A 13,191-nucleotide genomic window follows, 5' to 3' on the forward strand; every position below is an offset into this window, starting at 1 on the left:
ATTTTAGAAATTGCCTCTGTTTAAAATTTGTTGTTGATTTTCGTTACAGGACACTCGCTTTCCGCGGGGCGTGCGGTGAGCCTCCTCGGCGGCATGCGCCTGCGGGGTCTCACCTGTCACGCTTGCTCCCGCAGGAGTCTCGCGTCCTTCCACTACAATCAACTGTGCTAGAAAATCAACATTGTACATTAACAGAGACTAGAAATTTAATACTTTCTTAGCTGTTTCAATAACATCTTTATAGTTTGGTAACCAAACGCTCTCAGCTGCTGAGAAGGCAAATACTGTATCAGGCGCTGCTACACGTAAAACAGGAGCTTCTAAGCTTAGGATTGCACGGTCATTAATTTCTGCCACAACATTTGCAGCCACACCAGCTTGTTTTTGTGCCTCTTGTACTACAATTGCTCTTCCTGTCTTCTCTACTGAAGCGATAATTGCATCAATATCTAGAGGCTGAACAGTACGCAAATCAATAACTTCTACAGAATGCCCTTCTTTCTCAAGCTCCTCTGCAGCTTTTAAAGATTCGTGAACCATAGCACCATAAGTAATAATTGATAAGTCTGTTCCCTCACGTTTAACATCAGCTTTTCCTAGTTCGATCGTATATTCACCTTCAGGTACTTCTCCACGGAATGAACGGTAAAGCTTCATGTGCTCTAAGAAAATAACTGGGTCATTATCTCTGATCGCTGAGATTAATAAACCTTTTGCGTCATAAGGAGTAGAAGGAATAACTACTTTTAAACCAGGCTGTTGAGCCATCAGTCCTTCTAAGCTGTCTGCATGTAATTCAGGTGTATGTACACCGCCTCCAAAAGGAGAACGAATCGTAACTGGGGAAGAATAACGTCCCCCTGAACGGTAACGCATACGCGCCATTTGCCCTGAAATAGAATCCATTACCTCATATACAAATCCAAAGAATTGAATTTCTGGTACTGGTCGATAGCCTTGAAGTGCTAACCCAATCGCTAGACCCCCGATTCCAGACTCAGCTAGTGGTGTATCAAATACACGGTCTTCACCAAATTCAGCCTGAAGGCCTTCAGTCGCACGGAATACGCCTCCGTTTACTCCAACGTCCTCACCGAATACTAATACGTTTGGATCGTTCTTTAATTCCGTACGTAACGCATCGGTGATTGCTTGAATCATTGTCATTTGCGCCATGGATTATCTCGACTCCTTCTCTTTATAAATTTCCATTTGTTCTTGTAAATTGTTTGGAAGTTCTTCATACATATTTGCGATTAAGTCAGTTACTTTTTGTTTTGGATATTCATCCGCTTTTTTGATCGCTTCCTTAATATCTTCCTTTGCTTGCTCAATTACTTTATTCTCTTCTTCTTCATTCCAAATTCCCTTATCTTCAAGGAATTTACGGAAACGTACAAGTGGATCCTTCTTTTCCCACTCATTGTCTAATTCCTCTGTACGGTAACGAGTAGGGTCATCCCCTGCCATTGTATGTGGTCCATAACGATAAGTAAGTGTCTCGATTAAAGTTGGGCCTTCCCCATTAACAGCACGTTCACGAGCATCTTTTACTGCTGCATAGACTGCTAAAGGATCCATACCGTCTACCTGGATTCCTGGAATACCTGCAGCAACTGCTTTTTGAGCGATTGTTTTTGCAGCTGATTGTTTTTCAACAGGAGTTGAGATTGCAAATCGGTTGTTTTGTACAATGAAAATTGCAGGAGCCTTATAGGCACCGGCAAAGTTAATTCCTTCGTAGAAATCACCTTGTGAAGCCCCACCGTCACCTGTATATGTAATCGCTACTGACTTAGCACCACGCTTTTTCATACCAAGCGCTACACCAGCACATTGAATGTATTGTGCCCCAATAATGATTTGTGGAGAAATAACATTTACACCCTCTGGCATTTGATTCCCATGAAAATGTCCTCTTGAGAATAAAAATGCTTGGTATAAAGGTAAACCATGCCAAATAATTTGTGGAACATCACGATAGCCTGGTAGAATAAAGTCTTCTTTTTCTAATGCAAACTGAGAAGCAATTTGAGAAGCTTCTTGTCCAGCTGTTGGAGCATAGAAACCTAAACGTCCTTGACGGTTTAAGGAAATGGAACGTTGGTCAAGAATTCTTGTGTACACCATTCTAGACATTAAATCTTTTAACTCTTCATCTGATAACTTAGGCATTGCTTCTTCATTTACAACTTTGCCCTCTTCATTCAGAATTTGAAACGTTTGGAACTGGCCTGCAATTGCCTCGAACTGCTTTTGTTGATCAAAAGTAGCATTCTTTGTTTTAGCAGCCATTTAAGTCACCCTTCCTCATTTATATTCCATTTAAAAATAATGGTAAAAGATAGTTTGTTTACATACAGTCATAGGATATCCCAAACTTTAAATAGAAAGTCATGAAAGTCTCAATTATATCCTTTCCACAAAACATTGGTTTCATAAACCTATCAAACAACCGGTAAACAGTATTTTAACACCTGTACTAGTCAAAAATATATTCCGACTAATACAATTTTAACTTCTATTGTCAGTTTACATCAAAGTTCTTTTTTTAGTCAATGATTGTGTTGTCAGTATAAAACGATTATCTTCAATTAAAAATAAATTACCCAAAACCAACTGTACTAATACAACATCCGCGTCTGTATTACATATATTACAACACAAAATTATAACAATAGTGCTTTTATATAGAATCATTTAAGCATTTAAGAAATACTAGTTAGTTTTCCAGTATATTAAAAAAACTGTACCTCAATGATTAGAGGTACAGTTCTTCTGCTAGGTTTCTATTCTAAAATAAGGTTTAAACAGGAATCCCTTTATTAATTTTTTGTTGTTTTCGTTACAGTGAGTTTAGCTTTACAACCCAGTGTTATAAGTAAATTGGGTAGAGATTAGAAAACAGCAACTTTCTTTATTTATAACAAGATCTTGATACTAAGTTAAAGGTCCGGCTTTTGATATTTTTACACAAAGCAACAATATATACGAAAACAGGCTTTATTTTTCATAAGTTACTTCTAATCCAGAAGTTTCATAAAAGGCTTTCTTCTGTTCATTATAGTCAGTTGTAACAGTATTGAAGGACTCGTTTAATTGAATAACTTGCTCATAACTATTATTAATTTCAGTGATTTTTGCTTCAAGTGCTTCTAATGTCATATCTTCTTGCTGGAACATCGCATAAAGTTCTTTATCTAAAGTAATTGATGCTGTGTATGCAGCATATAGCTCTTCGTATGTTTGATACCTTTTCTCCATTGTTTGAATAAGTGATTCCGCTGCACTCTTCAGATCCTCAGATTCAATACCAGTTACAAGATCTGTAATTTTATCAAATTCGGTTTTGGATTGCTTAATACTATCATATTCTAAATCCAACTTCGTCTTTCTCTCGTCAACCTTCTCAATTGCTTGAACCGATAATTGTTTAATTTTTTCAAATTCCTTTAATCCCAGCTCTATAATTTGGTTATATAATTCTTTTTCTTCTTGTTCTAGATTTGTAATAGGTGCTTGCTGATTCTCAAAATCAGTTTCAAGCTCTACCGCTTGCTCTAAGTGTACATATATTTGCTCTTCTGGTAGTGGACCAGACTGACATCCTGCTACAAAGAATATTGTAGTAAGACAGATTATTACCATTCTTAATCGCAAAGTAATTCCCCCTTTACATTTCCAAGTTTTACTATAGTGTTTAATATTAAATTTGACAACTTTATCTTCACTACTATTCATATGCGCTTGTCCAACTAAATAGTCCTTCACACATACTATATCAAACACAACTTACTATATGAACTGGTTGATTACACATTAAAATGTTTAACTATGCATTCTTTTATATGCGTTTTATATATGGTATGCTTTTATCAATTATAATCATTTTTAATGGCTAGGAGTTGGTTTTTATGATTACCATGAAGGATATTATTAGGGAAGGTCATCCTACTTTGCGTCAAGTCGCAGAGGAAGTCGCACTCCCGGCTTCAGAAGAAGATAAAAAAATCTTAAAAGAAATGATTGAGTTTGTAATAAATAGTCAGAACCCTGAGATTGCATCGATACATGACTTGCGGCCTGGTATCGGAATAGCAGCTCCACAAATTAATATTCCTAAGAGAATGATTGCCATTCATGTTACAGACGAAAAAGATAATTTATGTAGCTACGCCCTTTTTAATCCAAAAATCGTAAGTCATTCTATCGAAAAAAGTTTTTTAGATAGTGGAGAAGGATGTCTTTCAGTTGATCGTGCAGTCGAAGGTTATGTACCTAGGTACGCACGAATTACAGTAAAAGGGACAACGCTAGAAGGGAAAGATGTAAAGCTTAGACTTAAGGGACTTCTTTCTATCGTGTTCCAGCATGAAATTGATCATTTGAATGGAATTATGTTTTTTGATCATATTGATAAAGATAATCCATATAGAGAGCCAGAAAACGCTGTGGCTATAGAACGATAAATTCACATTTGGCATCATGACATGAAGACTAACCTAGAAACTATTTAGGTTAGTTTTTTTAAGGCTCTTTTCTAAAACTTTGTTGCTTTCTTGACATTAAGTTTGGCTGTACAACCAGTATTATAAGTAAATTGAGTTGAGATTAGAAAAGAGCGACTCTCCTTATGTATAGCAGGATCTTAATACTAAGGTGAAAATCCGGTATTTGGGATTTTTACGCAAAGCAAAAATCTATACGAAAAACAGCCTTTTATTATTACTAAACCTCTTAACACCTTATTAAAATTACCCTCCACAATAAATTCCATTTATACCCACGATAGAGATCACCTTTTTTACATATACTACTAGTACAACCAGCCGTGAGAATTGATGCATCAAGGATGCTGAAAGGAGCAATCACATGTTAAAAAAACTTAAACAAAAATTATTAGAACAATGGAACGATATGCTTAGAAAAAAAACAATTGCATAGTTTAAAGTGGTTTGAAAATTTTAGTGTAAATAGAAAAAACATGAAATAAATATTAATTTCCGATATAATAGAAAGCAACAACTAAGTTCGGTATTTGCATCAAGGCATAATACAGCATATAATAGCTTTTATTGTCATCTTACAAATCTTGCTTAGAATAGTTCAAATTGGAATTTATACCAAAATAAACCATTTACGGTTACCTATTTGGACATTATATATATTAGTAGCTCAAGGAGAGATAGAAATGGTATTTAAAGTATATTTTCAAGAAAGTCGTTTTGAAGTTCCCGTACGTGAACGTACACGAACTTTATATGTGGAAGCAAAAACAGAACGTGAGGTTCGAGAAAAATTGTCCGACCGCAATTATAATATCGAATTAGTTCAAAAAGTATCAGGAGCTTTTCTAGAATACGAACAGCAATCTGAAAATTTCAAGATGGAGACGGTATAAAACTATGAAGTTCGTTAAAAATGATCAAACTGCTGTATTTGCCCTCGGCGGACTGGGTGAAATCGGCAAAAATACGTATGGCGTTCAATTTCAAGACGAAATTATTTTAATTGATGCAGGTATTAAGTTTCCAGAAGATGAACTACTTGGAATTGATTATGTCATACCAGATTATAGTTATTTAGTGAAGAACGTTGATAAAATTAAAGGTCTATTTATTACTCACGGACATGAGGATCATATTGGGGGAATCCCATACTTACTAAGAGAAATAAATATTCCAGTCTATGGTGGGAAACTGGCTCTTGGATTAATTAAGAATAAACTTGAAGAGCATGGATTATTAAGACAAACCACATTACATGAAATAAAAGAAGATGATGTAATTAAGTTTAGAAAGACATCCGTTACCTTCTTTAGAACAACGCACAGTATACCAGATTCATACGGAATTGTTGTAAAAACACCACCAGGTCAGGTTGTTCATACGGGAGATTTCAAGTTTGATTTCACTCCTGTCGGTGAACCTGCGAACCTGACTAAGATGGCTGAAATCGGAAAAGAAGGCGTACTATGTTTATTGTCAGATAGTACAAATAGTGAGGTCCCTCACTTTACGATGTCGGAAAGAAAAGTCGGCGAAAGTATTCATGATATCTGCCGTAAGGTGAATGGAAGACTTATATTCGCAACTTTTGCTTCTAATATCCATCGTCTTCAGCAAATGGTTGAAGCAGCTGTTGCAAATGGAAGAAAAGTCGCTGTCTTTGGAAGAAGTATGGAAGCAGCAATCAACATTGGACAAGAATTAGGTTATATTCGTTGTCCTAAAGATACCTTTATTGAACCATCTCAGATTAACAGGATGTCAGCTGATAAAGTAGCAATCCTTTGTACAGGAAGCCAAGGAGAGCCAATGGCAGCCCTATCACGTATAGCAAATGGTACTCATCGTCAAATTCAAATCATTCCTGGTGATACTGTTGTCTTTTCTTCGTCACCTATTCCAGGAAATACGATTAGTGTAAGCAGAACGATCAATATGCTCTTTAAAGCTGGCGCTGAGGTAATTCATGGTTCATTAAATGATATCCATACTTCAGGACACGGTGGCCAAGAAGAACAAAAGCTAATGCTTCGCCTTATGAAACCAAAGTTTTTTATGCCTATTCATGGTGAATATCGTATGCAAAAAATGCATTCGAAACACGCTATAGATTGTGGTGTACTAGAAGAAAACTGCTTTATCATGGATAATGGAGAAGTGTTAGCACTTGGATCTGAAGAAGCAAGTGTAGCAGGTAAAATCCCATCTGGTAATGTTTATATCGATGGTAGTGGTATTGGAGATATTGGCAATATTGTACTAAGAGACCGTCGTATCCTTTCAGAAGAAGGTCTTGTGATTGTAGTAGTTAGTATCAATATGAAGGAATTTAAGATTGCAGCTGGTCCTGACTTAATTTCTCGTGGTTTTGTTTATATGAGAGAGTCTGGCGATCTTATTAATGATGCTCAGAGTTTAATTACAAAACATTTAAACCGTGTGATGGAAAGAAAGACGACTCAATGGTCAGAAATTAAAAATGAGATTACAGATACTTTATCTCCATTCTTATATGAAAAAACAAAGCGTAAACCTATGATTCTTCCTATTATTATGGAAGTTTAAAACAAAAACGAAGGCAGCTGCCTTCGTTTTTTTATTTAGTCTTCGATTAAATTTTTCTCAAAGCGATTTATGTCTGTGTCTGCTCCGATAACGATCAATATATCGCCTTGCATGATGGTTTCGGAAGCTTGTGGTGAAACAAGGATATCCTTACCTCGTTTAATGGCTACAATATTAATTCCGTATTTTGCCCGAATATCTAAATCAATTAAAGAATAACCATCTACATGCTTACTCGCAATAATTTCGACAATACTGTGTTCATCAGAAAGCTCTAAGTAATCCAATACATTGTTGGAAACAATATTATGCGCAATCCTTTGCCCCATGTCTCTTTCAGGGTGCACAATCTGATCTGCACCAATTTTTGATAATACCTTTTCATGATAATCATTTTGAGCTTTGACCGTAATATGCTTTACCCCTAATTCCTTTAAAATTAAGGTTGTTAGTATACTTGCTTGAATATTATCCCCTATCGCAATAATGACGTGATCAAAATTACGGATACCAAGACTTTTCAAAACAACTTCATCTGTTGTATCTCCTACAACCGCATGCGAAGCAATCGAAGAATATTCATTAACCTTGTCTTCATCAATATCAATCGCTAATACATCCATTCCCTGCTGACTTAGAGAACGGCATATACTCCCGCCAAATCTTCCTAATCCGATTACGGCAAATTCCTTTTTCACGATGATTCCTCCAAGTTACATAGTCCAATTCAATTCTTTAATATAATCTCATTCAATCTTATCATAGATGATCCTTTGTCTTCACCCAATTATTATAATCCTCACAGATAGAAGGAACAATGATTTTATTTTCCAAGTAGTTAATATGAGGAATTGTCAATGGCTAATGGGATGTAATACAATCTTATCATTATATATTCATAATAAAGAGGCTTACACGTAAATGTGCAAGCCTTAATTAAACAATCTATTCCATGTATTTGGACCAACAATTCCATCAATATTAAGTCTTTCTCTTCTTTGAAAATTTCTTACTGCTTGATCTGTTATTGGACCAAAAATACCGTCTTCCGCAATATTTAAAGCTCTCTGAACCCTTTTCACATCTCTGCCTTGTATATAGGGAGTTGTTAAAAATAATAATCGTCTGTAAGGTACTCCACCTGATTCAAACTGATCCAAAGCTTGCCAAGTTCTTGGTCCTACAATACCGTCTGCTACCAAGCCTCTTCCCCTTTGAAAGCTCCTCACCGCTTCTGAAGTAGAAGGCCCATAAATACCATCCACGACAGCCCCTACCTTTTCTTGAACATCTCTTACATCCTCTCCCCTCACAAACGGAGTAAGAAGTCTTAAAATCCTTCTAGATTCCGACTCATATAGCTCACCATCTCCATCTTCTACATCAGTAGGTGATGCAAGTTCGATTAATGGAACTTCGGTATCATAGCGTTTTAATGCACCTCTAGTCTCTGGGCCAACGATCCCATCAACAGAAAGATTAGCAGCCTTTTGAAATCTTTTGACCGAATCCTCGGTAACTTTTCCAAAAATACCATCAATTACTCCTGGCTTAAAACCTAAGTTTTCTAATCGTTCCTGTAATGCTTTTATATCATCCCCTTGGTCACCATAACTTAAATACGTACGTGTTCTGGGACCGGTTGAATACGAAACAGAACGGTATATGGGTAGTTCACCTGTTTGATTTCTTGCCAGTAGTTCACTTCTGAAATTCCCCATATTGATGGATGGACAAGGTTTCCATTCATATCCTGGAAATTCTTGATGGCCCCAAACATCTGCCACCTCAATCGTTAAAACATCTAATAAAGTTAGTACTAGGTTTTGGGTTGCTGTTTTCTGAGCTTCTGTCAGTTGTTGGGTTCTAAAATCCCCGACCATACATATCCCAACTGCTCTATAATTACTATTACCAACATGATAACTAACGACCTCAAGGTCATGACAATGACTAATTGTACCATCTTTGTCTACGACATAATGATAGGCAATTCCTGGCCATTCCAACGTGTTTACATGGTATCTGGCAAAGCTCTCAGCACTCCCAGTTGTTGTGGCACTATGGTGAATGGCTATGTTTTTAATTGCCGTTAAAGATCGCCTACGATAACGTTTTGATGGATGTGTTGGTAGCGAGTTACGTTTATCTATAATTTCCATATTAATCACCCCTCTTATATATATGGTAATGTTACGACTTAGGTGATGTGACCATATAAAGTCCTAAAACTTCATGATTTGTAGTTTAACCCTTAAAGAACAAAAGGCGCTGGAGCTGGATTAAAATGCACTATGCCTAGTTATCCAAAGTAATGATGTTCTATAATTTCTAAAAAAAGAAAAAGGGACCTCATTATATAATGAAGTCCCTTTCTATTAACCTGCACTCAGCATATTAAATTGCGCCTTAACAAGCTTATAATATTCACCTTTTACATCCATTAACTCTGCATGATTACCTTGTTCAATAATCTCACCATGGTCAAGAACGAATATATTGTCCGCTTCACGGATCGTAGAAAGTCTGTGTGCAATAATAATTGCCGTTCTGTTTTGCAGTAATGTTTTCAAAGCATATTGTATTTTCACTTCAGTTTCAGTATCAATACTTGCAGTTGCTTCATCTAAGATTAAAATTCTAGGGTCTGCTAGTAATGCACGGGCAAACGAGATTAGTTGTCGTTCACCAACAGACAAGATGTTACCTCTTTCTTCGACCTCAGTTAAATATCCGTTTGAAAGCTTTTCAATGAATAAATGAGCTCCAACTGCTTGAGCAGCCTTTACCACTTCTTCATCTGTTGCCTCTGGGTTACCAAAGCGTATGTTTTCCATAATTGTACCCGAGAAGATAAACGTATCTTGTAACACTACACTTATTTGTGAACGAACACTCTCTAGTGTAACGTCCTGCAGATCGAGTCCATCAATTTTAACAGAACCACTAGTTGGATCGTAGAAACGGCTCACGAGGTTTGCAATCGTTGTTTTACCTGAACCTGTATGACCAACTAGTGCTACAGTTTGACCCGCTTTCATTTCTAGAGAGATACCTTTTAAAGCCTTACGTTTTTCATCATAGGCGAACTCTACATTGTCAAATTCAATTAGACCTTTGATGTTTTCTAAACGTTTCGCATGTTCTTTTTCAGCGACATTAGGCTTTTCATCTAGAAATTCAAAAATACGCTCTGATGAAGCCATTGCCATAAGAAGTTGATTATAAATTTGACCAATACGAGAGATAGGCTCCCAGAACATTCCTAAATAAAAGGCAAATGATACAAATACCCCAATAGTTATTGTTCCATTAGAGATCAACGTCGCACCGTACCAAATTAAAATCGCGGTTCCAATTGCATTCGACATTTCAACGAAAGGACGAAACATCGCATTTTTTCTAGTTGCATCCTGCCAAGAGTCATGGGTTTCTGTATTTACACCATCAAAGAATTCCATATTTTCACGTTCCTGTGTAAAGGACTGCGTAACACGAACTCCTTGAATACTTTCGTTTAGATGTGAGTTTAACTTAGATTGTTTAATACGAACTACCTGCCAAGAGCGTCTAATTTTTCTACGTAAACTTGTAGAGATAAAAAACATAATAGGTAGGATGATCATTACCGCGATCGCTAATTCTGGACTTAATGTAAATAAAATCACGAAGATTCCAATTAGCATGATTAAATCCATTAATAAGTTAATAACTCCACTTGTAAAGAGTTCTTGTAACGAGTTGATGTCATTTAGAATTCTTACAAGAATTGAGCCCGCTGAACGGGAGTCAAAAAAGCGATGTGATAGCTGCTGTACATGGGTAAACAAATGCTTTCTTATGTCATAAATTACATTTTGACCTAATAAGTTGGTCCAGCGAATTCTAAACACATTTCCAACATAGGAGACTGTGTACAACAAGGCAATAATGACAACTAATGTTACTAATAGACTCGTATTTTTATTAGCAATCGCAAAGTCAAGTGTATACTTACCAATAATAATAGGTACGATTAACCGGACTGCCGTCGATAAAATCATTGCAAAAATGGACAGAGGTAGTAGATTCTTAGAATATGGTTTCATATAAGAAATTAATCTAGATAACTGCTGCCAATTAAATGGTTTTTCAATTACTTGTTCGGTTGAATAGTGGAAACGATTTAAATGCTTTTTAGTTTGTTCTCTACCCTTCATAAAACCCCCACCTCCTTATTGACCTTGAGTAACAATTTCACGGTCTTTATATTGAATTTCATATATTCTTTGATACGTACCCTTGTTCTGGAGCAGTTCCTCATGAACTCCTCTTTCTACAACTGCCCCGTTCTCTAGCACGATAATTTCATCAGCATGTTTAAGAGAAGAGATACGGTGTGCAATGATAAAGGTTGTACGTCCATTCATCACTTCCTTAAATGCTTTTTGAATTTTGAATTCAGTCTCCATATCTACCGCACTAGTCGCATCATCTAATACTAGAATACTAGGATCAATTAATATGGCACGAGCAATCGCAATTCGCTGCTTTTGTCCACCAGATAATCCCATTCCACGCTCACCAAGCATCGTATCATACCCATCTGGTAACTCCATAATAAAGTCATGTGCTTGAGCACGCTTGGCCGCATCAATAACTTGTTCAATCGATGCATCAGGATTACCATAAGAGATATTCGCTCTAATTGTAGATGAAAATAAGAAAGATTCCTGAAGTACAAAGCCTATATTATTCCTTAGAGTAGCTAACGAATAATCCTTAATATCAGTTCCATCTACTAAAATTTGGCCTTTAGTAGGCTCATAGAATCTAGTAATAAGTTGAGTGATACTAGTTTTACCACTGCCGGTAGCACCTATTAACCCAATTACCTTACCTGGAGTAGCATCAAAGTCTACATCTGTCAGTGCCTCTTCATCCTCTTCTTTATATTGAAGTGTCACTGATTTGAATTGAACATGACCTTCTAAACGGTCCTTAACAACTGGATTCTCTTTTTCATGTATCTCATTATCAGCTTCAAGAATCTCTAGTAATCTCTCACCAGATGCCTTTGACTGAGAAAATAAGTTAATGACGAAACCAAGGTTCATAATCGGCCACATGATGTACCATACTAAACTAAAAAATGCGACCAATTCCCCCGGCTGTACAGAGCCCTCAATTACTAGGTAACCTCCGTAAGACAGTAAGGCCACAACACAGACATTTCCGATAAACTCCATTAATGGAAAGTATTTTGCCCAAACACCTGAAGTCGTTAAATACTTTTCACGATAATCACCGTTTGAATCGTTGAATTTTTCAATTTCAAAAGACTCTCTCGATAAAGATTTAACCGTATTAATTCCACTAATGTTTTCTTGTACCTTCGTATTTAGGTTACCAAATGACTTTCTAATTCCTCTAAAAGCCGGGTGAACTCTTTTATCAAATTGGTAAACTACAATAGCTAAAAAAGGTAAGGCAGCCATCGTAACTAAAGTTAGAGGGACTGAATAGTAAAACATAACCGCTAAACTTAGCGTAATTAATAAAACGAAACGAAGAAGTTCAGCAAACCCAAATGATAAGAAAAAGCGGAACCCTTCCACATCTGCCGTTAATCTTGACATTAAATCCCCTGTTTTCGCATTATCATAGTAACGGAATGGAAGGAACTGCAGCTTTTCATACAACGCATTTCTTAATCGGTAAACTGAGCGGATCCCAAACATATCCCCTAAATATTGATGGAAATAAGTGGTGATTCCCTTTACCGCCATAATTGCAATAAAGCCAATTGCAATGTACGGTACATATTCATACTCCCCAGCTAAAATGACGTTATCAATTGTATATTGTAAAACCATCGGATATACAACTGTAATTGCAGTAACAAATAAAAGGAAAAACATAGACCAATAAAAATAATTTACATAAGGCCTGTAAAACTGCTTCAGCTTTTTAAAAATCTCCATTTTGTAAACCCTCCCCAGTCAAACTGAAACAAAAATAGATTAACTCCTAGCAACTAATGAAAATAAGTTAAACTCACTGGATGCATCGACACCTACAACCAGAGCGTTTAACTTAAGCGACTTTCTTGCTAGTGCTAAACACAAATTATTTCGTA

10 protein-coding genes are annotated in these 13,191 nt (G+C 36.4%); 3 read left to right on the forward strand and 7 right to left on the reverse strand.

Annotation, left to right across the window (positions count from 1 at the left end):
* Positions 1-198 precede the first annotated feature (198 nt).
* The 3 genes from M1D60_RS15080 to M1D60_RS15090 all read right to left on the reverse strand — a co-directional run bounded on the left by M1D60_RS15080 (position 199) and on the right by M1D60_RS15090 (position 3,660).
* Entirely contained in the window at positions 199-1,176 is a 978-nt protein-coding gene (locus M1D60_RS15080) for an alpha-ketoacid dehydrogenase subunit beta (protein WP_456275657.1), read from the reverse strand.
* 3 nt (positions 1,177-1,179) lie between these two features.
* A complete protein-coding gene (gene pdhA / locus M1D60_RS15085; protein WP_456275658.1) occupies positions 1,180-2,295 on the reverse strand; it encodes a pyruvate dehydrogenase (acetyl-transferring) E1 component subunit alpha in 1,116 nt (371 codons plus the stop codon).
* A gap of 708 nt (positions 2,296-3,003) precedes the next feature.
* Entirely contained in the window at positions 3,004-3,660 is a 657-nt protein-coding gene (locus tag M1D60_RS15090; protein ID WP_456275659.1) for a YkyA family protein, read from the reverse strand.
* Between the two features lie 254 nt (positions 3,661-3,914).
* Between M1D60_RS15090 and def the strand changes: the two genes are divergently transcribed.
* From def to rnjA, 3 genes are all read left to right on the forward strand, one after another.
* Complete coding sequence (gene def / locus M1D60_RS15095) at positions 3,915-4,469, forward strand: peptide deformylase (RefSeq protein ID WP_456275660.1); 555 nt, start codon at positions 3,915-3,917, stop codon at positions 4,467-4,469.
* Positions 4,470-5,191: 722 nt separating this feature from the next.
* Positions 5,192-5,401: a DNA-dependent RNA polymerase subunit epsilon gene (locus M1D60_RS15100; RefSeq protein WP_456275661.1), complete on the forward strand. Its 210-nt coding sequence runs from the start codon at positions 5,192-5,194 to the stop codon at positions 5,399-5,401.
* Between the two features lie 4 nt (positions 5,402-5,405).
* Positions 5,406-7,073, forward strand: coding sequence for a ribonuclease J1 (rnjA, locus tag M1D60_RS15105; RefSeq protein WP_456275662.1), 1,668 nt, complete (start codon positions 5,406-5,408; stop codon positions 7,071-7,073).
* Positions 7,074-7,108: 35 nt separating this feature from the next.
* Here the strand turns inward: rnjA and M1D60_RS15110 are convergent, their stop codons facing one another.
* The 4 genes from M1D60_RS15110 to M1D60_RS15125 form a co-directional block, all read right to left on the reverse strand.
* Positions 7,109-7,771 carry a potassium channel family protein gene (locus tag M1D60_RS15110; protein ID WP_456275663.1) on the reverse strand — a complete coding sequence of 221 codons (663 nt, stop codon included), beginning with the start codon at positions 7,769-7,771 and terminating at the stop codon, positions 7,109-7,111.
* A gap of 234 nt (positions 7,772-8,005) precedes the next feature.
* Positions 8,006-9,235: a peptidoglycan recognition protein family protein gene (locus M1D60_RS15115; RefSeq protein WP_456275664.1), complete on the reverse strand. Its 1,230-nt coding sequence runs from the start codon at positions 9,233-9,235 to the stop codon at positions 8,006-8,008.
* Positions 9,236-9,451: 216 nt separating this feature from the next.
* A complete protein-coding gene (locus tag M1D60_RS15120; protein ID WP_456275665.1) occupies positions 9,452-11,272 on the reverse strand; it encodes an ABC transporter ATP-binding protein in 1,821 nt (606 codons plus the stop codon).
* Positions 11,273-11,287: 15 nt separating this feature from the next.
* The gene (locus tag M1D60_RS15125) at positions 11,288-13,036 is read right to left on the reverse strand and encodes an ABC transporter ATP-binding protein (protein WP_456275666.1); all 1,749 of its coding nucleotides are present in this window, start codon (positions 13,034-13,036) and stop codon (positions 11,288-11,290) included.
* Between the last annotated feature and the right edge of the window lie 155 nt (positions 13,037-13,191).

The organism is Bacillus sp. AK128 (assembly GCF_053903075.1).

Coding starts and splice junctions, on each gene's coding strand:
- M1D60_RS15100 (WP_456275661.1), top strand. CDS start 5,192: ATGGTATTTAAAGTATATTTTCAAGAAAGTCGTTTTGAAGTTCCCGTA.
- M1D60_RS15115 (WP_456275664.1), bottom strand. CDS start 9,235: ATGGAAATTATAGATAAACGTAACTCGCTACCAACACATCCATCAAAA.
- def (WP_456275660.1), top strand. CDS start 3,915: ATGATTACCATGAAGGATATTATTAGGGAAGGTCATCCTACTTTGCGT.
- M1D60_RS15080 (WP_456275657.1), bottom strand. CDS start 1,176: ATGGCGCAAATGACAATGATTCAAGCAATCACCGATGCGTTACGTACG.
- pdhA (WP_456275658.1), bottom strand. CDS start 2,295: ATGGCTGCTAAAACAAAGAATGCTACTTTTGATCAACAAAAGCAGTTC.
- M1D60_RS15125 (WP_456275666.1), bottom strand. CDS start 13,036: ATGGAGATTTTTAAAAAGCTGAAGCAGTTTTACAGGCCTTATGTAAAT.
- rnjA (WP_456275662.1), top strand. CDS start 5,406: ATGAAGTTCGTTAAAAATGATCAAACTGCTGTATTTGCCCTCGGCGGA.
- M1D60_RS15120 (WP_456275665.1), bottom strand. CDS start 11,272: ATGAAGGGTAGAGAACAAACTAAAAAGCATTTAAATCGTTTCCACTAT.